19 protein-coding genes are annotated in these 25,907 nt (G+C 73.0%); 9 read left to right on the forward strand and 10 right to left on the reverse strand.

Going from position 1 to position 25,907, the window contains the following annotated elements; genetic code table 11:
* Positions 1–24 precede the first annotated feature (24 nt).
* Entirely contained in the window at positions 25–2,004 is a 1,980-nt protein-coding gene (locus ACQEVU_RS32830) for an amylo-alpha-1,6-glucosidase (RefSeq protein WP_433330416.1), read from the reverse strand.
* A gap of 243 nt (positions 2,005–2,247) precedes the next feature.
* Between ACQEVU_RS32830 and glgX the strand changes: the two genes are divergently transcribed.
* From glgX to treZ, 3 genes are read left to right on the forward strand one after another with little or no spacing between them, the layout of a single operon-like run.
* The gene (glgX, locus tag ACQEVU_RS32835) at positions 2,248–4,353 is read left to right on the forward strand and encodes a glycogen debranching protein GlgX (RefSeq protein ID WP_433330418.1); all 2,106 of its coding nucleotides are present in this window, start codon (positions 2,248–2,250) and stop codon (positions 4,351–4,353) included.
* Positions 4,350–6,569, forward strand: a complete 2,220-nt coding sequence (gene treY / locus ACQEVU_RS32840; protein WP_433330420.1) for a malto-oligosyltrehalose synthase — start codon at positions 4,350–4,352, stop codon at positions 6,567–6,569. Before glgX ends, treY begins: the two co-directional genes overlap by 4 nt.
* 1 nt (position 6,570) lies before the next feature.
* A complete protein-coding gene (gene treZ / locus ACQEVU_RS32845) occupies positions 6,571–8,271 on the forward strand; it encodes a malto-oligosyltrehalose trehalohydrolase (protein WP_433330422.1) in 1,701 nt (566 codons plus the stop codon).
* Here the strand turns inward: treZ and ACQEVU_RS32850 are convergent.
* The gene (locus ACQEVU_RS32850; protein WP_433330424.1) at positions 8,237–9,418 is read right to left on the reverse strand and encodes an NAD(P)/FAD-dependent oxidoreductase; all 1,182 of its coding nucleotides are present in this window, start codon (positions 9,416–9,418) and stop codon (positions 8,237–8,239) included. The two genes, treZ and ACQEVU_RS32850, sit on opposite strands and share 35 nt — an antisense overlap.
* Before the next feature lie 59 nt (positions 9,419–9,477).
* Between ACQEVU_RS32850 and ACQEVU_RS32855 the strand changes: the two genes are divergently transcribed.
* From ACQEVU_RS32855 to ACQEVU_RS32875, 5 genes are all read left to right on the forward strand, one after another.
* On the forward strand, positions 9,478–10,089 hold the full coding sequence (locus ACQEVU_RS32855) for a TetR/AcrR family transcriptional regulator (RefSeq protein WP_433330426.1): 612 nt from the start codon (positions 9,478–9,480) through the stop codon (positions 10,087–10,089).
* A 37-nt stretch (positions 10,090–10,126) separates the two neighbouring features.
* Complete coding sequence (locus ACQEVU_RS32860) at positions 10,127–10,480, forward strand: ArsR/SmtB family transcription factor (protein ID WP_433330428.1); 354 nt, start codon at positions 10,127–10,129, stop codon at positions 10,478–10,480.
* On the forward strand, positions 10,467–11,354 hold the full coding sequence (locus ACQEVU_RS32865; RefSeq protein WP_433330430.1) for an SRPBCC domain-containing protein: 888 nt from the start codon (positions 10,467–10,469) through the stop codon (positions 11,352–11,354). Before ACQEVU_RS32860 ends, ACQEVU_RS32865 begins: the two co-directional genes overlap by 14 nt.
* A gap of 92 nt (positions 11,355–11,446) precedes the next feature.
* The gene (locus ACQEVU_RS32870; protein ID WP_433330432.1) at positions 11,447–11,884 is read left to right on the forward strand and encodes a hypothetical protein; all 438 of its coding nucleotides are present in this window, start codon (positions 11,447–11,449) and stop codon (positions 11,882–11,884) included.
* Between the two features lie 127 nt (positions 11,885–12,011).
* Entirely contained in the window at positions 12,012–12,680 is a 669-nt protein-coding gene (locus ACQEVU_RS32875; RefSeq protein ID WP_433330434.1) for an NAD(P)-dependent oxidoreductase, read from the forward strand.
* A gap of 143 nt (positions 12,681–12,823) precedes the next feature.
* Here the strand turns inward: ACQEVU_RS32875 and malQ are convergent, their stop codons facing one another.
* The 5 genes from malQ to ACQEVU_RS32900 all read right to left on the reverse strand — a co-directional run bounded on the left by malQ (position 12,824) and on the right by ACQEVU_RS32900 (position 19,221).
* Positions 12,824–14,584 (reverse strand): 4-alpha-glucanotransferase, encoded by a 1,761-nt coding sequence (gene malQ, locus ACQEVU_RS32880; protein ID WP_433330436.1) that lies wholly within the window; start codon positions 14,582–14,584, stop codon positions 12,824–12,826.
* Between the two features lie 123 nt (positions 14,585–14,707).
* Positions 14,708–15,538 carry an MEDS domain-containing protein gene (locus ACQEVU_RS32885; RefSeq protein ID WP_433330438.1) on the reverse strand — a complete coding sequence of 277 codons (831 nt, stop codon included), beginning with the start codon at positions 15,536–15,538 and terminating at the stop codon, positions 14,708–14,710.
* 47 nt (positions 15,539–15,585) lie between these two features.
* Positions 15,586–16,473 carry a polyphosphate kinase 2 gene (gene ppk2 / locus ACQEVU_RS32890; RefSeq protein WP_433330440.1) on the reverse strand — a complete coding sequence of 296 codons (888 nt, stop codon included), beginning with the start codon at positions 16,471–16,473 and terminating at the stop codon, positions 15,586–15,588.
* 67 nt (positions 16,474–16,540) lie between these two features.
* A complete protein-coding gene (locus ACQEVU_RS32895; protein ID WP_433330442.1) occupies positions 16,541–18,172 on the reverse strand; it encodes a VWA domain-containing protein in 1,632 nt (543 codons plus the stop codon).
* Entirely contained in the window at positions 18,169–19,221 is a 1,053-nt protein-coding gene (locus ACQEVU_RS32900; RefSeq protein WP_433330444.1) for a hypothetical protein, read from the reverse strand. The genes ACQEVU_RS32895 and ACQEVU_RS32900 overlap by 4 nt, the downstream gene beginning before the upstream one ends.
* A 313-nt stretch (positions 19,222–19,534) precedes the next feature.
* Here ACQEVU_RS32900 and ACQEVU_RS32905 point away from each other — a divergent pair, with 313 nt between their 5' ends.
* Complete coding sequence (locus ACQEVU_RS32905) at positions 19,535–21,214, forward strand: hypothetical protein (RefSeq protein ID WP_433330446.1); 1,680 nt, start codon at positions 19,535–19,537, stop codon at positions 21,212–21,214.
* A 715-nt stretch (positions 21,215–21,929) separates the two neighbouring features.
* Here the strand turns inward: ACQEVU_RS32905 and ACQEVU_RS32910 are convergent.
* The 3 genes from ACQEVU_RS32910 to ACQEVU_RS32920 all read right to left on the reverse strand — a co-directional run bounded on the left by ACQEVU_RS32910 (position 21,930) and on the right by ACQEVU_RS32920 (position 25,715).
* Positions 21,930–23,366, reverse strand: coding sequence for a M1 family metallopeptidase (locus ACQEVU_RS32910; RefSeq protein WP_433330448.1), 1,437 nt, complete (start codon positions 23,364–23,366; stop codon positions 21,930–21,932).
* Between the two features lie 10 nt (positions 23,367–23,376).
* Entirely contained in the window at positions 23,377–24,231 is an 855-nt protein-coding gene (locus ACQEVU_RS32915; RefSeq protein WP_433330450.1) for a metal ABC transporter substrate-binding protein, read from the reverse strand.
* A 452-nt stretch (positions 24,232–24,683) separates the two neighbouring features.
* Positions 24,684–25,715 carry an adenosine deaminase gene (locus tag ACQEVU_RS32920; RefSeq protein ID WP_433330452.1) on the reverse strand — a complete coding sequence of 344 codons (1,032 nt, stop codon included), beginning with the start codon at positions 25,713–25,715 and terminating at the stop codon, positions 24,684–24,686.
* Positions 25,716–25,907 lie beyond the last annotated feature (192 nt).

Consider the following 25,907-nt stretch of genomic DNA (forward strand, 5'->3'; position numbering starts at 1 on the left):
GCGGATACCTCTCGTCGCCGACTGTCACCGTAGCGCGTTCCGCCGCGTTCGCGGGCGGGCTTCGCGGGCCAATTTCTTTTTTTCCAATCCCTGCAAGTTGCAGTTTTGCCTGATCGCCGCACGTGCGTGCAAAAACGCGGCGACCGAGCGAGCAGAAAACGGTGCGCCCGTCGCGCGGTGAGGAGCGTCACCCTCTGCGATTTCGCTCACCGAGCCGAGGCCGCACTCACCCAAATGTCCCTCAATTCCGCCGAGCAGCGCGTCCACCGGCCGGCCGGCCGCGCACAGCGCGTCGGTGTACGGCCCCAGCCACCACGGCCACACCGTTCCCTGGTGGTAGGCGGTGTCCCGGGCGACCACCCCGCCCCGGTGGACCCCCGAGTACCCGTACTCGCTCGCGGCCAGCGTCCGCAGGCCCAGCGGCGTGAACAGCTCGGCGCCGACGGCGCGCAGCACGGCGTCGCGCAGGTGCGGCTCGTCGGCGGCGGGCGCGTACGGCAGGCTGAACGCGAGCAGCTGGTTGGGGCGCAGCACGGAGTCGTCGTGCACGCCGCTGCCGCCCTTCGGGTACGGCGCGGGGCCGGCGTCGACGAGGTCGTAGAGCCAGCCGTCGGGGGCCCGGAACCGCTTCACGAACTGGGCCTTGACGGCGTCGCGGCGGGCGTGGACGACGGAGGCGTCGCGGCCGCAGCGCTCGCGCAGGGCGGCGACGGCGCCGAGGGCGTTGGCCCACAGGGCGTTGAGCTCGACGGGCTTGCCGTCGCGGGGGGTGACCGGGCCGCGCGGGAAGACCGCGTTCATCCAGGTGCCGCCGGCGTGCTCGGCGTCGAGGGCGAGCAGCCCGTCGAGCGGGTCGACGGTGACGCCGTCGCGGGTGCCCTTCGTGTAGGCGGCGACGACCGCCTCGACGGCGGGCAGCAGCTCCTGGGCGAGGTCGGTGTCGTTGGTCCGCGCGACGTGGCGCTCGACGGCGTGGATGTACCACAGCGGCCCGTCGGCGTCCTTGAGCTCCCTGCTGCGCATCCGCGCCCCGAGGTCGGCGTGGGCGCGCAGCAGCTGCCGGCCCTCGGCGGCGCGGCCGGTGTGCAGGAACAGGCCCTCGTACGCCGTCATGGTGTCGCGCAGGTAGCTGCCGAACCACGGGTATCCGGCGATGACGGCCGGGGCGCCGTCGTCGCCGGCGACGATGAACTGGTCGGCGGCGAGGACGAGCAGCCGGTCGGCGGCGTCGCGGGCGCCGGCCTGGCGGACGAGCCTGCGGGCGCGGCGGCGGGCGGCGTCGACGACGGCGGGCCCGGCCGGCAGCGGGGTCTCGAGGTCGCCGGAGCACGCGGTGACGGTGAGGTCGGCGCCGACGCGCAGGGTGCCCTCGAAGGTCCCGGCGGCGTACAGGTCCTCGACCGGGTTGAGCCCGCGGGCGGCCTCCTCGCGGTAGTACGCGTCGAGGTACCACTCCCCGACCGGCTTCCAGGCGGGCCCGTCGAGGCGGTAGGCGCCCGTCTCCAGGGCGGGCCCGGAGGAGAACCGCTCGGAGTCGGCGTCGCGCCAGGTGCACAGGGCGGTGAGCGTGAGGCGGGCCTGGCCGGACGGCGGGGCGGCGACGAGGCGGTGCACGACGGCGACGGCGTTGCGGCCGTACGTCATCGCGATCTCCCGCTCGAGCACGTACTCGCCGACGCGCCAGCGCCACCGCGGTACCGACTCGATGATCTCGAACGACTCCAGGAACGCGAACCCGGAGGGGTCGAGGGCGCCGGAGCCCCACTCGTGGGTGGCGAGGCGGATCGGGGCCCGGCCGGGGACGCTCAGCACCGGGTCGAGCGCGGCGAGCGCCACATGCCGGTCGGGCGTGACGAGCAGGGCGTGGTAGCGGCGCGTGCGCAGGCCCGCGATCGTGCCGGTCGCGTACCCCCCGAGCCCGTCGGTGAGCAGCCACTCCGACTCGAACGACGCCGGCGTCGTGCAGGCATGCGGGCCGAAGGTCATCACCGATCCCGGGGGCATGTGAGCAACTATGATCCTTACCCCCTTGGTTGAAACACGCGCCACGGCCGAATTCGCCTGAGGTTCATCCCGAAACCGGTGTCGGAATTCCGACCACCCGGCGGGCACGATTCATTATTGGACGCATCGGGCATATCTCAGCCAGCTTCGCGCGTACCCGCGCGTGAACTTTCGACGCACGTAACACTGTGGCAACGGAGGATCCGTTGTACCGCGGTGCCGAGCTACAGAGCAGGAGCGAGCATGCAGGTCTGGCCGGGCAACCGGTACCCCCTCGGGGCGACCTACGACGGACAGGGGACCAACTTCGCGATCTTCAGCGAGGTGGCGGACGCGGTCGAGCTGTGTCTGTTCGACGACGAAGACCGGGAGGAGCGGATCAGGCTCGTCGAGGTCGACGCGTTCGTCTGGCACGCGTACCTGCCGGGCATCGAGCCGGGGCAGCGCTACGGCTTCCGGGTCCACGGGCCGTACGATCCGGCGCGGGGGCTGCGCTGCAACCCGCACAAGCTGCTGCTCGACCCGTACGCGAAGGCCATCGACGGCGACATCGCGTGGGATCCGGCGGTGTACGGCTACGACTTCAACGACCCGGAGCAGATGTCCGGCGCCGACTCGGCGGCGTTCATGCCGAAGGCGGTCGTGGTCAACCCGTACTTCGACTGGGGCAACGACGCCGCCCCGCGGGTGCCGTACCACCACACGGTCGTGTACGAGGCGCACGTGCGGGGCCTGACGATGCGCCACCCTGACGTGCCGGAGGAGCTGCGCGGCACGTACGCCGGCATCGCCCACCCGGCGGTCATCGAGCACCTGAAGCGGCTGGGCATCACGGCCCTGGAGCTGCTGCCGGTGCACCATTTCGTGCACGACCAGCGCCTGGTGGAGCTGGGGCTGTCCAACTACTGGGGCTACAACACGATCGGGTTCTTCGCCCCGTACCACGGCTACGCCCGCCGGCACCGCGGCCAGCAGGTGCAGGAGTTCCGCGGGATGGTGAAGGCGCTGCACGCGGCCGGGATCGAGGTCATCCTCGACGTCGTCTACAACCACACCGCCGAGGGCAACCACCTGGGCCCGACGCTGAGCTTCCGCGGCATCGACAACGGCCACTACTACAAGCTCGAGGACGACGACAACCGCTACTACACCGACTACACGGGCACGGGCAACAGCCTCAACGTGCGCAACCCGCACTCGCTGCAGCTGGTGATGGACTCGCTGCGGTACTGGGTGACGGAGATGCGCGTCGACGGGTTCCGCTTCGACCTCGCCTCCACCCTCGCGCGGGAGTTCTACGAGGTGGACCGCCTGTCCACATTCTTCGAGGTGGTACAGCAGGATCCGGTCGTCAACCAGGTGAAGCTGATCGCCGAGCCGTGGGACGTCGGGCCCGGCGGCTACCAGGTCGGCAACTTCCCGCCGCTGTGGACGGAGTGGAACGGCCGGTTCCGGGACACGGTCCGCGACTTCTGGCGGGGCGAGCCGGCGACGCTGGGCGAGTTCGCGTCGCGCATCTGCGGCTCGGCCGACCTCTACCAGGACGACGGCCGCCGCCCGTTCGCCAGCATCAACTTCGTCACCTGCCACGACGGGTTCACGCTCAACGACCTGGTGTCCTACAACGACAAGCACAACGAGGCCAACACCGAGGACAACCGCGACGGCGAGTCGTACAACCGCTCCTGGAACTGCGGGGTGGAGGGCCCGACCGACGACCCGGCGATCAACGCGCTGCGGGCCAAGCAGCGGCGCAACTTCCTCACCACGCTCATGCTGTCGCAGGGCACGCCGATGATCTGCGCCGGCGACGAGCTGGGCCGCACGCAGGGCGGGAACAACAACGCGTACTGCCAGGACAACGAGATCAGCTGGATCGACTGGGGCAACGTCGACGAGCAGCTGCTGGCCTTCGCGCGGGGGCTGGCGCTGTTCCGGGAGCGGCACCGGGTGTTCCGCCGCCGGCGGTTCTTCACCGGCCGGCCGGTCGCCCGGGCGGAGGGCACGCCGCTGCCGGACGTGGCGTGGTTCGCCACCGACGGGCGGCTCATGACCGAGGAGGACTGGGACAACCACTTCGGCCGGGCGCTGATGCTGTTCGTCAACGGCGAGTCGATCACCGAGCGGGGCTCGCACGGGGAGCGGCACGTCGACGACTCGTTCCTGCTGTGCTTCAACGCCCACCACGAGCCGCTGGACTTCGTGGTGCCGCCGCAGGAGTACGGCAAGGAGTGGGAGCTGGTGATCGCCACCGCGACGGGTCCGGCCCGCGACGGCGGCGCCTACATCGCGGGCGGGACGATCACCGTGCCGGACCGGTCCCTCGTCGTGCTGGACCGCACGGTATGAGCGTCCCGAAGAGCACGTACCGGGTGCAGGTGCGCCCCGACTTCGACCTCGACGCGACCGCGGCCCTCGTGCCGTACCTGCACGCGCTCGGCGTCGGGCACCTGTACTCGGCGCCGCTGCTGGCCGCAACGCCGGGCTCGCCGCACGGCTACGACGTCGTCGACCCGCGGGTGGTCAACCCGCAGCTCGGCGGGGCGGCCGCCCTGGACCGGCTGGCCGCCCGGCTGCGCGCCGCGGGCCTGGGCCTGGTCGTCGACATCGTGCCCAACCACATGGGCCTGTTCCAGCCGGCGGCCAACCCCATGTGGTGGGACCTGCTGGCGAAGGGCCGGGCGAGCGAGTACGCGGACTGGTTCGACGTCGACTGGGACGCCGGACCGCTCATCGTGCCCGTCCTGGGCTCCGAGTCCCTCGACGACCTGCGCGTCGAGGACGGCGAGCTGCGGTACTACGAGCACCGCTTCCCCATCGCCGAGGGCACCGGCGCCGGCACGCCGCAGGAGGTCCACGACCGGCAGCACTACCGGCTGGTGTACTGGCGGGAGGGCAACGAGCGGCTCAACTACCGCCGTTTCTTCGCCGTCACCGAGCTGGCCGGGGTGCGCGTGGAGGACCCGGCGGTGTTCGCCGCCACCCACGCGGAGATCCTGCGCTGGGTGGGCGAGGGCATCGCCGACGGCATCCGCGTCGACCACCCCGACGGCCTGCGCGACCCCGGCGGCTACCTGGAGCGGCTGCGGGAGCGGGCGCCGGGGGCGTGGCTGGTCGTGGAGAAGATCCTGGAGCGGGGCGAGCCGCTGCCGCCGCAGTGGCCGGTCGACGGCACCACCGGCTACGACGCCCTCGCCGAGGTGTGCGGCCTGTTCATCGCCCCCGACCGGTCCGTGACCGACTGGGACGCCGAGGCGCACGAGCAGAAGCTGGACGTGCTGCGCCGCCTGTTCCCCGCCGAGCTGCACCGCCTGGCCCGCATCGCCGGCAGCCCGTCCGCGGAGCCGGTGCTGTCGCAGCTGGCCGCCAACTTCGGCGTCTACCGGACGTACCTGCCGTACGGCCGCGAACATCTCGCGGAGGCGGCCCGCCGCACGCAGGAGCAGCGGCCGGACCTCGCGGAGGCCCTCGACGCGCTCATGCCCCGCCTCACCGACCCCGCCGACGAGCTGTGTGCCCGGTTCCAGCAGCTGACCGGCGCCGTCATGGCCAAGGGTGTCGAGGACACGGCGATGTACCGCTGGAACCGCTTCGTCGCCCTGAACGAGGTCGGCGGCGACCCGTCGCGCTTCGGCGTCGAGCCCGACGAGTTCCATGAGGCGGCGGCCCGCCGGCTGGCCGAGTGGCCGCATGGCATGACGACGCTGTCGACGCACGACACGAAGCGGGGCGAGGACGTGCGGGCCCGCCTGGCCGTGCTCAGCGAGATCCCGGCCGAGTGGGCGGCGGTGCAGGCCGGCTGGCGCGCGCAGGCCCCGCTGCCCGACCCGTCGTTCGAGGACCTGTTCTGGCCGACGGTCGTCGGTGCCTGGCCGCTGGAGGAGGAGCGCCTGCACCGGTACTTCGAGAAGGCGGCCCGGGAGGCGAACCGCTCCACGTCGTGGGACGCGCCCGACGCCGCGTTCGAGGACGCCGTGCACGCGCTCGTCGCGCGGCTCTACAGCGCCGGCGACCTGCGCGACGAGGTCGCCGGCTTCGCCGCCCGGATCACGCCGTTCGGCTGGAGCAACTCCCTGGGGCAGAAGCTGGTGCAGCTGACGATGCCCGGCGTGCCGGACGTGTACCAGGGCACGGAGCTGTGGGAGAACTCGCTCGTCGACCCCGACAACCGCCGGCCGGTCGACTTCGCCGAGCGCCTCGACCTGCTCGCCGCGCTCGACGCGTCCGCCGCGCTCCCGCCGGTCGACGTGTCCGGCGCGGCGAAGCTGCTGGTCGTGAGCCGGGCGCTGCGGCTGCGCCGGGACCGGCCCGAGCTGTTCAGCGCCTACCGGCCGGTGCCGGCCGTCGGCGCGGCGGAGCGGCACGTGGTCGCGTTCGACCGCGGCGGGGCGCTCACGGTGGCGACGCGGCTGCCGGTCGGCCTGGCCGAGTCGGGCGGGTGGGGCGACACCGAGCTGAAGCTGCCCGCCGGGGACTGGGTCGACGCGCTGAGCGGGCGCCCGGCGTCGGCGGCGCTCGCCGACATCCTGGCCACGTACCCGGTCGCGCTGCTGGTGAGGGGCTGACATGGAGTTCCGCGTCTGGGCGCCGTCCGCGCGCCGGGTTGTGCTGCACTGCGGTACCGAAGCCGTCCCGATGACCGCCGACGGCCAGTGGTGGACCGCGGACGCCCCCGGCGGCGGGCATGGCACCGACTACGGTTTCGCGCTCGACGACGACGAGCGCGTGCTGCCCGACCCGCGCTCGCGGTGGCAGCCCGACGGGGTGCACGGCCGCAGCCGCGTCTACGACCACGACCGGTTCGTCTGGGGAGACCAGGCGTGGACCGGCCGGCAGCTGCCGGGCGCCGTCGTCTACGAGCTGCACGTCGGCACGTTCACCCCGTCCGGGACGTTCGACGGGGCGATCGAGCGGCTGCCGTACCTCGCCGGGCTCGGCGTCGATATCATCGAACTGCTGCCGGTCAACGCGTTCAACGGCGAGTACAACTGGGGCTATGACGGCGTCGGCTGGTACGCCGTGCAGGAGTCCTACGGCGGCCCCGACGGCCTGAAACGGTTCGTGGACGCCGCTCACCGGGCGGGGCTCGGCGTCATCATCGACGCCGTCTACAACCACTTCGGCCCGTCGGGGGCGTACGCGCCGCAGTTCGGCCCCTACCTGTCGTCCGGGGCGAACACGTGGGGCCGCTCCCTCAACCTCGACGAGGCCGACAGCGGCGAGGTGCGCCGGTTCATCATCGACAGCGCCCTGCAGTGGCTGCGCGACTACCACTGCGACGGGCTGCGCCTGGACGCCGTGCACGCCCTCGTCGACCGCGGCGCCGTCCATATCCTGGAGGAGCTCGCCGCCGAGGTCGACGCGCTGTCCACCGCGGTGGGCCGGCCGCTGAGCCTCATCGCCGAGTCCGACCTCAACGACCCGAGGCTCGTCACGGCCCGCGAGGCCGGCGGCTACGGCCTGCAGGCCCAGTGGGACGACGACGTCCACCACGCCCTGCACGCGATGCTGACCGGGGAGCGGCAGGGGTACTACGGCGACTTCGGCTCCCCCGAGTGCTTCGCGAAGGTGTGGGAGTCGGCGTTCTTCCACGCCGGCACCTGGTCGTCGTTCCGCCGCCGGGTCCACGGCCGGCCCGTCGACCGGGCCCGCATCCCCGGCCACCGCTTCGTCGTCTGCCTGCAGAACCACGACCAGGTCGGCAACCGCGCCGTCGGCGACCGGCTCACCGCGACGCTGTCGCCGGGGCTGCTGCGGGTCGGGGCGACGCTGCTGCTCACGTCGCCGTTCACGCCGATGCTGTTCATGGGCGAGGAGTTCGGGGCGCGCACCCCGTGGCAGTTCTTCACCAGCCACCCGGAGCCGGCCCTCGCGGCCGCTGTCGGCAAGGGCCGGCGGGAGGAGTTCGCCGCGCACGGCTGGCCGCCCGGCGACGTGCCGGACCCGCAGGACCCGGAGACGTTCTCGCGCTCCCACCTCGACTGGGCCGGCCAGGACCAGGACCTGCTGGAGGTGTACCGGCGGCTGATCGCGCTGCGCAAGGCCCTGCCGGGCCTGTCGGACCCGCGGCTGGACCGGGTGCACGTCGTGCACGACGACGGCGTCCTGCTCATCCGCCGCGGCGAGCAGACCGTGGTGGCGAACCTGTCGGCCGACCCGCGCACCGTGCCGCTGCGCGCCGAGTGCGTGCTGTTCGCCACCGACGAGTCGGTGGTGCTGCAGCCGGACCTGCTCACGCTGCCCGCGGAGTCGGCCGCCATCCTGTGACGGTGCCGAGCAGGCCGAGCGGCCCGAAGTAGTCGCGGGCCGGGATCGCGCCGCTGATCGCGCCGAGGAACCGGGTCACCTCGGCGGGGTTGCCGGCGATCCGGCGGTACAGCGCCGGGCCGAACCGGTCGCGGCGGAACGCGGCCATGCCGGTCGTGATGCGGTACATCGCCCGGCGGTCCCGGTCCCGCCCGCGGTGGTAGGCCCGCAGGGCGGGGCGCAGCGGCCGGGCGCCGCCGAGGCCGTCGGCGAGCGCGGCGGCCAGGGCCTCGGCGTCGCGCAGGGCGTTGCCGATGCCCTGGCCGGTGATCGGGTCCATGACGAGCCCGGCGTCCCCGGCCAGGGCCCAGCCGGGCCCGTACGGGCGGCGGAACACGTTGGGCAGGTCGGTGGTGGCCCGCACCCGTTCGGCGATTCTTCCGGCGGCGACCCGCTCCCCCAGCTCCGGCGGCAGGGAGCGCACGAAGCCCGCGGCCCGCACCGCGTCGAACCGCTCGCGGGGCACGCCGAGGTACACCACGCAGAGCCCGTCGTTGGTCGGCCAGGCGCCGGCGAGGCGGTCGGGGCGCGCGTAGACCTCGCCGCCGGTGAGCTCGAGCCCCTCGACGTAGGCGTAGCAGGCGGCCGCGGTGCCCGGGCGGGCGCGGTACTCGCGGGCGCGCACGGCCTTGGCGACGGTGGAGTGCTTGCCGTCGGCCCCGACGACGAACGGCGCCTCGGCCTCGGCGGTGCGCAGCGTCCGGTGGAACCTGCCGGCGATGCCCCCGGGCCGGACCTCTTCGACCGTGAAGCCCTCCCACACCTCGGCGCCGGCCTCCCGGGCCGCGTCGAGCAGCGCCGCGTCGAGCAGGGTGCGACGGGGGCTGAGCACCCCGTCGGGGCCCGGGTAGGCGCCGTGCAGGACGGTGGGGCCGGTGTCGAACGTGGCCGTGCGGGCCATCGGGGTGCCCGCGGCCACCAGCGGCTCGAGGAGGCCCCAGGCGCGCAGGCGGGCGACGCCGGGCGGCTGGACCTGGTGGGTCGACAGGGTGTCGCTGGGGAACCGGGCCCGGTCCACCGCGAGGACCTTCAGGCCGCGGCGGGCCAGCAGCAGCGCCGTGGCCGATCCGGCGACCCGGGTGCCGACCACGATCACGTCGTACGCCATATTGGCCTCCCTGGTTTTGATACAACGTAACGTAACAGTGTCACGATATGCTGGCAAGCATGGGACGACCTCGCGAACACGGCGCGGACACGCGCGCGGCCCTGCTCGCCGCGGCCGGCGAGCTGGTGCACGCGGAGGGCCCGGCGGCGGTGTCGGTGCGGCGGGTCGCCGACGCCGTCGGCACCACCACCCGGGCCGTCTACAGCCTGTTCGGCGACAAGGAGGGCCTGCTGCGCGAGCTGTCGGTCGACGTCGCCGAGACGATGCGCCGCCACCACGAGGCCGTCCCGGTCTGCGACGACCCCCTGGCGGAGCTGCCGCTGCTCGTGGCCGGATACCGGGCCGCCGCCCTGGAGCGGCCCAAGCTGTACGACCTGTTCATGGGCATGGTCCACGCCGGCGCGGACCCCGACGACCCGGTGTTCCGCCTGGTGTACGCCAGCTTCGAGCGCGTCCTGCACACCATCCGCCGCGGCCTGGACCTGGGCCTGTTCCCGGGCCGCGACGAGTTCAGCGTCGGCCGGCACCTGTTCGCGATGGTGCACGGCCTGGCCTCGCTCGAGCTGCGCGGCATCCTCGGCGACCCCGGCACCGCCGCCCAGGTCTGGTCCCGCGCGACGGAGGCGACCCTGACCGGCTTGACAACGCCACCGTCCGCGGGCCCTAATTAACCACGAGGTTAGGTAACCGCTTGGTTAGGTAGGGCGCATGACCGAGGATCGGCTGAGCGTCGTCTTCGCGGCCCTCGCCGACCCCACCCGGCGGGCGATCCTGGCCCGGCTGGGCGAGGGCGAGGCGACGGTCAAGGAGCTGTCGGCGCCGTTCGCGATGAGCGGCCCGGCGATCTCCAAGCACCTGCGGGTGCTCGAGCAGGCCGGGCTGATCTCCCGCGGCCGGGAGGCCCAGTGGCGCCCGTGCCGCCTCGAGGCCGCGCCGCTGCGCGAGGTCGCCGCGTTCGCCGAGCGCTACCGGCAGTTCTGGGATGCCAGCTACGCGCGCCTCGACGCGTACCTGCAGTTCGTACAGGACGACATGGAGGCTTCTTCCGATGATGATCGATGAGCTGGGCGTGACCGGGTTCGACCTCGACGGCGAGGCCGGGGTGCGCATCACCCGGGTCGTGGCCGCGCCGAAGGACCTGGTCTTCGACGTGCACACGAGCCCGCGGCACCTGCCGCACTGGATGGTCGGCCCGCCCGGCTGGACGATGCCGGTCTGCGAGATCGACCTGCGCCCCGGCGGCGCGTTCCGCTACGTGTGGCGCACCGCGGACGGCGAGGAGATGACGATCGCCGGCACGTTCGAGGAGGTCGTACGCCCCGACCGGCTGGTGTCGACGGAGGCGTGGAGCGGCGGCTGGCCGGCGACGCGCAACACCTTGACGTTCGACGACCTCGGCGGCCGGACGCGGATCACGACCCTGATCGCGTACGCCTCCCCCGCCGCCCGCGAGTCCGCGCTGCAGTCCGGCATGCGCGAGGGCATGGACGCCACCTACGCCGGCCTCGACGCCTACCTCGCCGCGCCGATGGCCTTCACGATGCGCCTGGAGCTCGTGCCCGTGCCGGTCAAGGACGTCGACGCCGCCCTGGCGTTCTACACCCGGCTCGGCTTCGTGCTCGACCACGACATCCAGCCGGGCGGCGGCCCGCGGGTCACGCAGCTGACGCCGCCCGGTTCCGCCTGCTCCATCCTGCTGTACCGCGACCTGCCCGGCCTCGACCTCCCACCGGGCACGCTGCGGGGCCTGCACCTGGTCGTCGACGACGTCACGTCGGCCCGCGCCGCCCTGCTGTCGCGCGGCGTCGACGCCGGCGAGGTGATGGACATGGGCGGCATCCTGTACGTGCCGTTCGCCGACCCCGACGGCAACACGTGGATGCTGCAGGAGATCCCCCCGGGCGCCCACCGCCCGGACGATGATCAGATCAGCTGAACGTCCACTGGCTGACGCCCATCGACGGCCGTACGGTGCGCGTGATCCATTCACCGCCCGCGACATGCGGGCACCCGTACGGGGAGAACCACGTGAGGCAGAAGCTGCACACCATGGCGGTCACGACCTCGGCGCCGCTCATGGGCCCGGGCGAGGTCGTCCAGGCCACCGGCCGCGCCCAGATCGGCAAGCTCGAGATCGGCCGCAAGGTGGCCATGATGGCCGCGACGGCGATCCTGTCGGGCGGCACCATGATGGCGAGCACGCAGAAGAAGGCGTTCTTCATCGTGCTGACCAACCAGCGCCTGCTCGTCCTCGAGCCGCACTGGCTGACGTCCCGCCCCACGGCGAAGATCGTCGGCGAGATCCCGCGCCACCTGCTCACGATCGTGGAGTACAAGCGCGGCGTCACCGCCAGCGTGTCCCTCGCGATCGGCGGCGACGGCCAGGGCCTGCGCCTGACGTACCTGGCCCTGGACAAGGAGGGCGCGGACAACCTGACCCGCGCGATGCAGTACCAGGCCGCCTGACCCACCCGGCCTTCACGGCGCCGCCCCCACCCCGGGGGCGGCGCCGTTGTCGTCGGCTGGCCGATCTACTTTGTATCTCGTATTATCGGAGATACAGAGGTTATCGGAGTCGGAGGAGTTCTCGCTCGTGAAGCTCACCATCATCGCCGCGTCGGGCGGCACCGGCCGCCACATCCTCGACCAGGCGCTCGCCGCCGGCCACGACGTCACCGCCGTCGTGCGCAACCCGCGCAAGCTCGACGGCACCGCGGTCCGCGTCGTCGCCACGGACCTGTCCCACCCCGACGGCGCCGCGCTGCGCGAGGCGATCGCCGGCGCCGACGCGGTCCTGTCGGCGCTGGGCGCGACCAATGCGGCCGAGGAGGGCGTGGCCGAACGCGGCACGAAGGCGGTGATCGAGGCGATGCAGGCCACCGGCGTACGCCGCCTGGTCGTCCTCAGCGCCGCCCCCATCGGCACGGTCGCGTCCCCGCAGCGCCCCAACCCCCCGAAGCACGACCCCGGCGACGGCTTCTTCATGCGCCACCTCGGCGCCCCGTTCGCCCGCACGAAGTTCCGCGCCCACTACGCCGACCTCGCCGCCATGGAGGACGCGGTGCGCTCCAGCGGCCTGGACTGGTCGATCTCCCGCCCGCCGATGTTCACCGACAAGCCCCTGACCGGCACGTACCGCGAGGCGCTGGGCCGCAACGTCCGCGGCGGCTTCTCGATCCCGCGGGCGGACGTCGCCCACCACATGCTCGCCCTCGTCCCGCGCCCGGAAACGGTCGCCCAGACGGTGGGCGTGGCCAGCTGACATCGCCGACGGTAAGCTACGGTGACGCCCGGTGAGCGGATTCGGCGTGCATTTGGTGGCGTTGTGTAGGGTGCAATAAAGCGGCACGCCACCCCGGTCGGACTCCGCAAACGTTCCGTCGCCGGACTGCCGTGCTCGCCGTCTCAACGCCGCTCGAACAGCTCCGCGACCGCGCGCATGCGCGGGTCCCCGGTGAGATCCTCGAGCAACAGTGGCAACGGAATCCGCCAGTTCGGGTACTGCTCTGACGTCCCCGGAAGATTCGGCTGCCGCGCCTCGCCCAGCACGTCGTAGGGCGAGGCCAGCAACACCCGGCATGGACTGCGCGCCAGCAGCCGGTGCATGGCTTCGACGATCGCGGCAACACGCACGCCACCGCTCCCGCCGCTCGGGTCCGGGGCGGGGATCAGGCCCTCGGCGGCGAGGAGGTCGAGCAGGGCGGCGCGGTCCGCCTCCGCCGAGCGACGCTCCTCGGCGACGCTGCGGGTCAGCACGCCGGCCGCGGCGCGCGCGTCGACGTGCTCGCCGGTGAGGAAGCCCGTCGCGGTCGGCAGGTCGTGCGTGGAGATGCTGGCCATCGCGGCGGCGGGCCACCGCTCGGGCGGGATGAACGCGCCAGTGTCGTCGCGGGTGAACCACAGGACCGACGAACCCAGGATGTTGCGCTCGTGCAGCGTCGTGGTGACGATCGGCTCGACGGTGCCGAGGTCCTCGCCGACCACGACCGCGCCGGCCCGGGCCGCCTCCTCGACCAGGATGCCGAGCATGGCCTCGGCGTCGTAGTGGACGTACGTGCCCTCGGCGGCGCCGTGGCCCGGCGGGATCCACCACAGCCGCCACAGGCCCGCGACGTGGTCGACGCGCAGGCCGCCGGCGTGGGCGAGGATGCCGCGCAGCAGGTCGCGGTACGCCGCGTAGCCCGTGGCGGCCAGGCGGTCCGGGCGCCACGTGGCCAGGCCCCAGTCCTGGCCCTGCTGGTTGAAGGCGTCCGGGGGCGCGCCGACCCGCGCGTCGCGGGCGATCACGTCCTGGAGGGTCCAGGCGTCGGAGCCGCCGGGGTCGATGCCGACGGCCAGGTCGTGGACGATGCCGATCGGCATGCCGGCCGCGGCGGCGTTGGCGGCCTCCAGCTGCTCGGTGCAGCGGCGCTGCAGCCAGGCATGGAAGGCGACCCGGTTCGGGTCCGCGGCCTCGTACGCGGCCGGGCCCGGGGTCCGCAACGGCGGCGGCCACTCGCGCCAGTCGACGCCGTGCGCCTCGGCCAGGGCCATGTAGGTCGCGAAGTCGCGCCGGGCCGGATCATCGGACATGTCCGGATTTATCAGGTTAAACAGTAATTCCAGGGCGGCTCGCTTCGCGCGCCAGACCCTGGCGTAGTCGATCAGCGCCGTCGGGTCGGACGGCTCGGGGCGCAGGGCGTCGACGGCGGCGCGCAGCGAGGCGGGGGCCGAGCGGTACTCCGGCAGGTCCTCCACCCGCAGGTACAGCGGGTTGACGAAGCGGCGCGACGACGGCGAGTACGGCGACGCCGGCATCGGGTCGACCGGCGCCACCGCGTGCAGCGGGTTGACCAGCACCAGGCCCGCGCCCGTGGACGCCGCCCAGCGCGTGAACGCCGCCAGGTCCGCGAAGTCGCCGACGCCCCACGAGGAGGCGGAGCGCACGCCGTACAGCTGGATCATCCAGCCCCAGGTGCGCGGGACCTCGGGCAGGGCGACGGGCTCGGCCGGCGCGGCGGGCGCGGCGGGGCGGGGGTCGAGCAGGGCCATCACGGCCCGCACCACCGCCGGGTCGACGTCGACGCGGCGGTGCCCGCCCGTCTCGTACCAGGTGGCGACGCCGCGCGCGGCGGCCTCGGCGGTCAGTTCCGGGTCAGGAACAGCGGAATCAGCAGCTGACGACACGCCTGCCGTCTTACCCCACCGGCGCAAACGCGAAGCACCGATCAGCCGACGCAGTATCGCGCCACGCGGACACGCGAGAACGCCGCCGAGCACCCCGGGAGCCGGGCAGAGGCGAGCAGCCGATCAGGCGACGCGGTCGCGCAGGACCAGGCTGGGGACGGACTCGGCGCCGACCAGCTGCAGCGCCTGGCGTACGCCCCGGGTGCAGCGCACGACGGTGTGGCGGTGCGGGCGGGACGCGGCGAAGCCGACGATCGTGCCGGCGCTCGCGGCATCGACGAACGCCAGGTCGCTGGCGTCGAGCATGACGACGGCGTCGGCCCCGGCGACCAGGTCCAGGATCGACGGCAGCGACTGCGCGTTGGACGCGTCGAGCTCGCCGAAGAGGCGCAGGTGCGCGCCCCAGCCGCCGAGGGTGAAGCGCAGCAGCGGGCCGGGGTGCACGACGCCGATGCGGGTCAGCAGCTCCTTGTCGAACTGGCGGCGGTCGTACAGGCACAGGGCGGTGACGCGGGGGTCGCCGAAGAGCCGGTTGACCTGGGTCTCGTACGCCAGCAGGTCCGTCGGCGTGAACCCGGCCCGCAGCGCCCAGCGCATCTGGCCGGCGACCGACACCGCCGGCCAGCCCGCGGCGAACGTCTCGCCGAGCAGCTTGGCCAGCGCCTCGAGGATCTCGGGCACGCCGAACATCGGGCCGCCGAACGTGCCGGGACCGGTATAACCGGTGCTGTACCGCAGGACGGTGAACTGGCCGGCGACGGCGCCGCCGGCGGCCGCGGTCAGGGTCCGGGCCAGGTCGACGCTGTCGCTGTCGAGGAAGATCACAACGCGGTGACCTGCGGAAACGGCCCGATGAGCGAAGGCGGTCAGGAGGTCGCGGAGCTCGTCGTCGGCGCCGTAGGCGAGCATGACGTGCTTGCCGAACAACCCCGTCTTGATCTCCCCTTCCGGCACCAGCACACAGTACGACAACCCATCGGCGAATCGTGACCTACGTTCACCTACAACCGCGGCGCGTCGTCGGCGGCGTCGTCGGCCAGGGCGGCCGGGCCGACGATGAGCGGGTCCGGGGTGCCGACCAGGGAGGCGTCCTTGTTCTCGTAGTCGAACCGGGCCAGGACGTGGCGCATGGCCTCGAGGCGGGCGCGCTTCTTGTCGTTGCTCTTCACCACGGTCCACGGCGCGTCGGCGGTGTCGGTGTAGAAGAACATCGCCTCCTTGGCCTCGGTGTAGTCGTCCCACTTGTCCAGGGACGCGAGGTCCATCGGCGACAGCTTCCACTGCCGGACCGGGTCGACCTGGCGGATCAGGAACCGGGTGCGCTGCTCGTTGCGCGACACCGAGAACCAGAACTTGACCAGGCGGATGCCGGAGCGGACCAGCATGCGCTCGAGCTCGGGGGCCTGGCGCATGAACTCGAGGTACTCGGCACGGTTGCAGAAGCCCATGACCCGCTCGACGCCGGCCCGGTTGTACCAGGACCGGTCGAACAGGACGATCTCGCCGGCGGCCGGGAGGTACTGGACGTAGCGCTGGAAGTACCACTGCGTCGACTCGCGCTCGCTGGGCTTCTCCAGGGCGACGACCCGGGCGCCGCGGGGGTTGAGGTGCTCCATGAACCGCTTGATCGTGCCGCCCTTGCCGGCGGCGTCGCGGCCCTCGAAGAGGATGACCAGCCGGTCGCCGCGGGCCTTGATCGTGTTCTGCAGCTTGAGCAGCTCGATCTGCAGCAGCCGCTTGACGCGGTCGTACTCGGCGCGCGTCATCCGCTCGTCGTAGGGATAGTCCTCCCGCCACGTGTCGACCGGTTGCCCGTCCTTGCGCAGCAGCACGGGGTCGTCGTCATCGTCGTCCTCGACCAGGTAGTCGTCGAGCGAGAGTTCGGTCATTCCCATGTGGTACCCCACGCCCCGGCGAATCACCACCGCCGGGGCTTGAACAGATCATTTCGATCCTTCACTGGTACCCCCGGATCTCCTTGAAGGCGGCGGGCAGCGACCCGGTGCGGGCGTCGAAGGACCGGCCCCCGGTGAGGTCGGCGATCTGCTGCATCTCGGCGACGTTGCCCTCGCCGAACAGGATCGTGAAGACCGGCACCTTCGGCAGCTGCGCCAGCCGGGCCTGGAAGTCCGGCAGCTTCGCCCCGGCGGTCAGCTCACCGTCGGTGAGCAGCACGATCGACGTGAACCGGTCCGGGTCCTCCTTGGCCAGGGCGGCCGCCTGGTCGTAGGCGACGAACAGCGCGTCGTAGATCGCGGTGTCGCCGTTGGCGGACAGCCCGCCCACGTACCCCTTGATCTGGTCCAGGGTCGGCTGGAAGCTGCCCTCGGGCACGTCGAAGCGGCGGACCTGGCCGGGCTTGGTGCTGAACGGCACCATCACCACCTGCTCGCGGCCGTTGAACCGGGCGAACTGCCCGGACAGGCTGGTGTCGGCGCCGGTGAGGCCGGTGAGGGCGCTCTTGAGGCCCTGGATGCGGGCGCCCTTCATCGAGCCGGACAGGTCCAGCACGTAGATGGTGCGGGCGGGCTTGCGCAGGTCGTCGCCGAACGCGCCGATGAGGGCGTTGGCCGCCTCGAGCTTGCCGGGGAACGGCAGCTCGGGCAGGGCGCCGTCCTTGGGGCCGAACTGCTCGGCGAGCTCCACGCCGGCGACGGCGGGGCGCCGCCACGTCTGCGCCATGATCTTCTGCTGCACGCTGGGCCGGCGCAGGTAGTCGGCGATCGCCGCGTAGTTGGTCTGCGTCTGCTCGGGCACGCCGGACAGCAGCGTCAGCGGGTAGTCCGCGGTGACGACGCCGTCGGCGGGGTACACCACCGTCAGCGGTTCCGGCAGCTTCCCGCCGGCGTTGAGCGACAGGATCACCGACTCGTAGTTGACGAGGCCGTCGACGGCGTGGTCGTTCTTCTCGGCCGCGTTCCTGGCGAAGGCGTCGGCGAGCCAGCCGGACGAGCCGGCGGTGAGGTTCTGGCCGGCGAAGAACGCCCGCAGCCGCGGGGTGAGCGGCGCGATCTGCTCGGCGGACAGCGCCGCGCCGGTGCCGGCCAGGGCCGAGGCGACGCCGACGAGCGCCGAGAAGCCGGAGTTGGAGCCGGCCGGGTTGGTCATGCCGTAGGTGAACCGGTGCTCGCCGGCGGCGACGGCGATCTCGCTCCAGGTGGGGCGGTGCTGGTCCCAGCCGAGCTTCGCCGCGACCGTGCGGCGCAGGCCGAGCACGACCGGGGAGGTGGCGACCTTCGTCGCGGTGCCGATCTTGTCGCCGGCGCCGGGGTGCAGCTGGAGGTACCGGTTGCTGGCGAACCAGATGGCGTCGTAGGACTTGGCGGCGTTGCCGGAGACCACGTTCTCGACGCCGTCGAGGGTGCCGGTGGCGGTGAGCTGCACGTCGACGCCGGTGGCGGCCCTGGCCTCGGCGAGGATGGGCGTGAGGTCGGCGAGCTCGCTGCCGGCCAGGACCCGCAGGGTGCCGGAGCCCTTGAGGAACGGCCCCTCGGTCGCCTCGGGCTGCGGGGTCCTGCCCCCGCCGCCGGTGCAGGCGCCGAGCATCAGCGCCGCCGTCGCGAGCAACGCCATGCCGTACCGCCTCATGACATCTTCTCCTCGAGCTTCGCCAGCAGCGCCTGCTGGGCCGGGTAGTCGGGGTCGGGCACGGCGCCCTCGATCGAGGCCGGCAGCGGCGCGTCGCCGGGGCGGACCTGGCTGAACACGGGCGCGGTGAGGGTGGCGTCGGCGGTGCGGAAGCCGTGCTTGGCGGCGAGGCGCTGCAGGTCGCGGTCGGTGGCGAGCAGCTTCGCGACCTCCACGCCCGTCTGCGTCAACGGCACGATGGTGTGCCGGCAGACGAGGGTCGGCGTGGGGTACACCAGCGTCTGCCCGTCGGTGAGCCCGGCGTTCACGGCGTGGTCGACGAACTGGGCCTCGTAGACGAGCACCATCGGCGCGTAGTTGAGCCCGCTGCGCAGGTAGCTCTCGAACGGCTCCGCGCTGGTGGAGTCGACGGCGCCCTGGTCGGTGAAGAGCTTCGCGGTGGCGGCGAGGTCGCCGCCGGTGGCCTTGTCCAGCAGTACGGCGAACATGGCCGCCGAGTTGGAGTCGTCGGGCCGCGTCGTGGCGACCAGCACGTTGCGGGAGACCTGGTGGAACGTGTTGCCCGGGATGTCGGTCCAGCGCAGGTTGCGCCGGTTCGCGTCGGCGAGGGCCTTGAGGTCCAGCCGCCACACGCCGCCGGAGTCGCGGGCGGCGAGCTTCGCGACCTGCAGCAGGTCGACGATCCGCACGAACGTGGCCACGGCGAGCGGCGAGGAGAACACGACGACGTTGTCGCCGGCCGGCGTGGAGTTGCGGCGGACCTCCTCGGCGGCCGCGGTGCTGCTCGGGAACGCGAAGTCGTAGCCCTTGAGCCGGCTCGGCATCTGCCGGGAGCCGATCGGGTCGGCCCGCACGGAGAAGCCGTGCCTGGACAGGGCCCTGCGCACCTCGGGGTCGTCGAAGAACGGCTTCTTCTCCGAGCCGATGATCGCTTTCACCGGCCTGCCGCCGCCGTCGGACCCGGAGCGGCGGCCGAGGATGTTACCGGCGACCGCGCCGACGACGGCCAGGACGAGAACGAGGACGATCAGTGGACCGGTCCGCTTCACGGCCCCGATGATGCACCATCGAGGCAATCCATCGACCGTCCGCATCCTGTTCAGACGCCGTTTACTTCGTCCACAGTGGACAGATGGTGGGCGGGCCGGCCGGGAGCGACGGATATCTGACGACAACGGCCGATGCGTGCCGGCGGCGTCACCGAGCGTCGAGCAAGGCGCCTGATCTGCGGGGAATGGGCCGGACGAACGGCCGGTGATCTCCGCCGACCGGTGGACGACCGACAGAATCCGCCCCGCTCGATGTCATACTTGCCCGCGGTCAAACACCCCCCATCCCTCGCATCGCGGACGGTTCGCAGAAATGGGCAAGCATCAGGCGGGTCCCCTCAGCCTCGGCGCCGCCATGCGCGCGCTGGCGCTCATCCTCGCCGTCGGCCTCGTCGGCGCCGCAAGCTGGTACGTGCTGCGCGACAAGGCCGGCAACGCCGAGGACGGCACCGACTGCCCCACCACCCTGCACGTGCTCACCGCCTCCTCGTTCGCCAACGTCGTCTCCGCCGCCGGGCGCAGCCTGCGCTCCGGCGCCGACTGCATCCTCGTCGACACCACCAGCGCCGACGGCCGCCCCGCGGCCGGGCAGCTCTCCCAGATGAACGCCGACGCCTGGATCCCCGACGACGCCTCCTGGGCCACCCTCGCCCCGCCCGGGTTCCTCGTCGCCACCGACAAGGACACCGCCGAGAAGCGCGAGACGGCCGCCGGCACCACCCTCGCGACCAGCCCCATCCTGATGGTCACGGACCCCGGTACCGCCGACAAGATCAAGGCCGCCGGCAACGGCTGGCTGGCCCTGGCCAACCTCCTGGACACCAAGAACTCCGGTGTACGCCTCGTCGTGCGCGACCCCGCCCTGTCCGGCGACGGCCTCGTCGCCGCCGGCGCCGTCGGCGAGGCCGTCTGGCTCGACCGCGGCATGGACGCCTCGTCCCTGGCGCTCAACACCACCCTGGCCGTGACCCGCACCGTCAACCACGACCTCGCCGCCACCCCGAACGAGAACGGCGAGGTCGGCCTCGTCCCCGAGTACGCCCTGCTGCCGATCATGACCCTCGGCGCCACCAACCGCGTCTACCTCGCCGGCGCCGACCACACGGCGCTCATGCGGTACACCTGGCTGCCCTCGGCCTCCGCCACCCGCGACCCGAAGCGGGCCGCGGCCCTGAAGCGGCTCTTCGCCGCGTTCTCCACCACCGACGTGCGCAGCGCCATCAACGCCGCCGGCCTGCGCGGCCCCGGCCAGGTCCGCCCGCCCTTCGACGGCGCCTCCGAGCTGCCCGAGCCCACCGCCCCGCCGTTCGACGTGCTCGCCGCCCACCACATCCAGCACGTCTTCGCCACCTGGGACCCCGAGGACCGCCGCAGCAACCTGCTCATCATCGTCGACATCGCCTCCGGCTCGCCCGGCAGCGGCGCCTCGCCCGGCGCCAGCCCGTCGGCGGGCGGCAAGCAGGCCCCCATCGACGTGCTCAAGGCCGGCTGCCGCGTCGTCGGCGACCTCATGCCGGTCGGGTCGCAGCTGGGCCTGTGGGAGATCAGCCCCGGCCAGACCGGCGGCTACCGCAAGCTGCTGCCGGGCGACCGCCTCGACGACACCTCGCGCGCCGCGTTCACCCGCTCGGTCAACTCCCTCGCCGTGCACAAGCCCGGCGCCGGCCTGCTCGACACGGTCGTCGCCGGCTACCAGTCGGTCCGCGACGACTGGCACGACGACATGTTCAACCAGATCTTCATCCTCACCGACGACGCCAACAAGGACAGCGCCAACACCGCGGCCGTCAACGACATGGTGCAGAAGCTGACGGCGCTGAAGGACCCCGAGCGCCCGATCACGATCAGCGTCGTCGTGCTCAGCAAGAAGGACGCGGCGGACAAGCTCAAGGACGCGCTGAAGCCCCTCGGCGCGTACGTCGACAACGCCGTCAGCGTCGACGACGTCCAGGCCGCCTTCATCCACGTCGTGGCCGGCGGCCTGCACGAGTAGCCGGTATTGCCCGCTCGCGCGCCGTGGACGACTGCACCTCGTGGGTGCGGCCTCAGAGTGCCGGGCGGGCTGACGACGCGGATGCCGCGGGCGCCGGCGGCCTGCACGAGTAGCCGGTATTGCCCGCTCGCGCGCCGCGGACGACTGCTCCTCGTGGGTGCGGCCTCAGAGTGCCGGGCGGGCTGACGACGCGGACGCCGGCGGCCTGCGCCGGCCCCGGGCGCCGCGATGCCGTGGGCGTCGAGCGCAGCCACCTCGCGAGCACGACGACTCGGGCGTGCTCGCCGCCGTGTCCGGCCTGGGCGGGCCGCTGTTCGTGGAGCTCGAATGCCCAACACCGTGACCTGGCCGATGCCGCACGCGGCCACCTCCCGCAACGCCGCACGCGGCCACCTCCCGCAACGCCGCACGCGGCCACCTCCCGCAACGCCGCGCGCGGCCACCTCCCCAACGGCGCACGGAGCCACCTCACGAGCGCCGGGCGCACCGGTGACGCGGGTGTCGCGCAGCGGCGCTCAGCGGCGCTCAGCGGCGCTCAGCGGCGCTCAGCGGCGCTCAGCGGCGCTCAGCGGCGCCGCAGGCCGGGCCGCCGCCGGCCACCGCCTTGGCCGCCCGCGCCGTTGAATCACCCATGCCCGATTTATCGCCTGACGAGCGATAAATCCGACAAGTCGTGGCGCGCCAGCGCCCGACTTGTCGGTGCAACAGCCGGCGGTCAGGAGGGCGTCGTCGGGGAGTCCAGCCAGGTGTTGATCAGGGCCGTGTAGTCGTGCCCGGTCTGCTTGTTCACGAACGCGATGAACGCCGCCCGGTCGCGGGCCGTGCCCATGTTCGACGCCGCCCAGGCGCGGCCCAGCGCGAAGAAGCGGTCGTCGCCCAGGTCCTTGTGCAGCTGGCGCAGCATCAGGGCGGGGCACACGTACACGTTGCTCTCGGCGAAGGCGTCCGCGTGCGGGTGGCCCGGTGGGCCCAGGCGGTTGCGCAGGTCGCCATCAGCGGAGCGGGCCGCGCGCTCCCAGCGGTCGATCGCCCCCGCGTCGCCGCGCGCGCGGTACAGCTGCTCGACGTAGCTGGCCCAGCCCTCGTTGAGCCACACGTCCTGCCACGTCGACGGGCCGACCGCGTCGCCGAACCACTGGTGGGCGAACTCGTGGACCAGGACCGACGCGGCCGCGCCCGAGTCGCCCAGCGTCGCGCCGCCGATGGTCAGCATCTGCTGCGTCTCCATCGCCGAATCCGACGGGACGACCACGACGCCGGTGCTCGGGAACGGGTACGGGCCGAAGCGCTGCTCCAGCCACGCCAGATAGTCCGGGGAATGGCGCAACTCGTCCACGCTCGCGTCGTCGACGCCCGTGCGCGTCCACAGCACCACCGGCATGCCGCGCGGGCCCTTCACCTCGGTGCGCGTGTACCGGCCGGCCGCGAGGGTCGTCAGGTAGCTGGCGACCGGGGTCGTCGACTTGTAGCGGTACGTGTTGCCCGCGACGCCGTCGGGGGTGCCGCTGGCGATGCCGGCCCAGCCGGACGGGACCGTGATCGCGATGTCGTACAGCGCCTTGTCCGACGGCTGGTCGTTCGCCGGGTACCAGGTGCTCGCGCCGTAGGGCTCCTGCATCGTCCACAGCTCGCCGGCGGCGGTGACGGTCAGGCCGAGCGGCTCCATGTCGTTGCGGTGCGACGGCATCGGGACCGGGGCCGGAGTGCCCTTGTACCCGACGACAAGCGTCGCCGTCGCGCCCGCGGCCAGCGCCCGGTCCACGACGAGGTCGCCGTTCTCGACGCGCCCGGTGGCCGGGGCGCCGTCGACCGTGACATTTCCGATGGTGTACGCCGGGGAGAAGTCCAGCTGCACCCGGGACACCGCGGTCACGGCGCGCAGGCGGATCGTCGCCGTGCCGGTCAGCGCGCGGTCCGGCGGGCTCCACGACAGGTCCAGGCCGTAGTGCAGGACATCCAGCGCCGGGTTGCCGTAGGCCGGGTAGATGGGGTCGGCGACCGGCGCCGACGTGCCGTCGAAGGTGGTGGCCACCGCCGGCGCGCTGACGCCGGGCGACGGGGTGCGCAGCGGCCGCGCGTCCTGGTTGGCCCCGGTGCACCCGGCGAGCACGACGACGGCCGCAACGGCGGCGACGGCTTTCCGGAGACGCATCGGAGCAAGACTAGCGGCAGCCGAGCGCGTCACGCAGAGCCGCGAGGTTGGTGCGCATGACCGTGAAGTACGTCTCGCCGCCCTCGACACCCTCGATCGGGTCGAGGACCGCGGCCTTCGCGCCGATCTCGCGGGCCACCGTCTGCGACAGCTTCGGGCTCACCAGCGACTCGAAGAAGATGGTGGTGACGCCGCGCTCGCGGGCCAGCTTCGCCACGTCGCGGACCTGCTGGGGGCCGGGCTCCTCGTCCGGGTTGAGGCCCGTCACCGAGACCTGCTGCAGGTTGTAGCGGGCCGCGAGGTACCCGAACGCCTCATGACTGGTCACGACCTCGCGCCGCGCACAGTCGGCGAGCCCCGCGCGGTACTGCCCGTCCAGCTCCCGCAGCTGCCCCACCAGCGCATCGGCCCGCTGCCGGACCGCCCCGGCGCCGGCGGGCTCGACGGCGGCGAGCCGCTCGGCGAGCTTCTCGGCGATCGTGGCCAGCCGCACCGGGTCGAGCCACACGTGCGGGTCGGCGTCGCGCAGCCGCTCGACCCCGGCCACGTCGAACGTCTTGTCGCGCCGCTGCAGGTCGATCGCCTCGTCGACGGCCGGCTGGAAGCCGCGCAGGTACACCACCAGGTCCGCGTCCTCGAGCCCGGCCAGCTGGCTCGGCGTCAGCTCGAGGTCGTGCGGCTCGGCCCCGGCGCGCGTCAGGTTGGACACGGCGACCCGGTCCCCGCCGACCTGCTCCGCGACGAACTGCAGCGGGTAGAACGCGGCGACGACCCGGAGCTTCCCGTCGTCCGGCTTGGCCGGCCCCGCGCACCCGGCGAGGGCGAGCGCCCCGGCGAGCAGTGCGGCCGCGACTCTCCCACGCATGCCGCCAGTCTCTCTGGTGATGACAACCATTGTCAAAAACGCGCCACCTCGCGTTTCGCGTCCTAGGAAACTAGGCAACGACCCTGCGTCCGCGCGCCGACGCCCGGGGCGATCCGGCGCGCCCTCGGGCGCGCTTCCCACGGCGGGCCAGGCGCACGCTGTCACGGGACGCCCCCACCGTGAGCCGGCCACGCGCTCCAGCCCGGCGAAGCCGCCGGCGCCGCCGCAGCGGCACGCTTCCCACGGCGGGCCAGGCGCACGCTCGAGCGCACGCCGTCACGGGACGCCCCACCGTGAGCCGGCCACGCGCGCCAGCCCGGCGAAGCCGCCGGCGCCGCCGCAGCGGCCCGCTTCCCACGGCGGCAGCCGGCGGGATCGCCGGCGGCGAACCACGGCCGGCTGACCGGCCGGGGCACCGCGGAGGCGCCCGCCGGCGACCCCGGCATGCGCAACTACTTCGTCGCCGCGTCCAGGTAGGCGTCGATCTCGGCCACGAGCTGCGCCTTGCGGGCCTCGTCGAGGAACGAGTAGCGCACGCTCTGCCGGGCCAGGTCCGCGACGCCCGCGCGGTCCAGGCCGAGCAGGCCGGCGGCGACGACGTACTCCTGGTTGAGCGTCGTGGAGAACATCGGCGGGTCGTCGGAGTTGATCGTCACCGGCACCCCGGCGGCGACCAGGGCCGGCAGCGGGTGCTCGGCCAGCGACGGCACCGAGCGGGTGCACGCGTTGGACGTCGGGCACACCTCGAGCGCGATGTCGTTGTCGCGCAGGTACGCCATCAGCTCCGGGTCGCGGGCGGCGGCGATGCCGTGCCCGATGCGCTCGGCGCCGAGGTGGCGCAGCGAGTCCCAGATCGTCTCCGGGCCGGTCGACTCGCCGGCGTGCGGGACGCTGCGCAGGCCGGCGGCGCGGGCCGCGGCGAAGTGCGGGGCGAACTGCGGGCGCGGCACGCCCTGCTCGGGGCCGCCGAGGCCGAAGCTGACGAGGCCCTCGGGGCGCAGCTTCAGCGCCGTCTCCAGGGTGACGTCGGCCGACGTCACGCCGGCCTCGCCCGGGATGTCGAAGCACCAGCGCAGCTCGGTGCCGTGGTCTCGGGCGACCCGGGCGCGGGCGTCCTCGACGGCCTCGCAGTAGGCCTCGGCGGGGATGCCGCGGATGATCGACGAGTACGGCGTCAGGGTCAGCTCGGCGTAGCGGACCTGCTGGGCGGCCAGTCCGGCGCCGATGTCGTACGTCAGCGTCGCCACGTCCTCGGCGTCGCGGATCAGGTCGACGACCGTGAGGTACACGTCGATGAAGTGCGCGAAGTCGGTGAAGGTGAAGTACTCGGCCAGCCGCTGCGGGTCGGCCGGGACCGGCGTGCTGCCGGCGTGGCGCTCGGCCAGGCGGGCCACGGTCTCCGGCGTCGCCGAGCCCACGTGATGAACGTGCAGTTCGGCCTTCGGCAGGCCGGCCACGAACTCGGCGAGGTCTTGCGCGCGCATCGTTCGCCCTCCGGATGGAGGCGCCCTTCGTTGCCACTCGATGGACGGCCCGAGCGTGGCGGATGAGCATCCGTCGCAGCGCCTCTCGACCCGCGACCCGACCGTAGCAAAAGTCGCGGCGATGATCCCAGGGGGTCGGCGGAACCGATCTTTTTCGATACCCTCCATCGCGAGATCCATTCGCGTGATCGC

This window comes from Dactylosporangium sp. CA-139066 (assembly GCF_050936175.1).
Lineage (GTDB): Bacteria > Actinomycetota > Actinomycetes > Mycobacteriales > Micromonosporaceae > Dactylosporangium.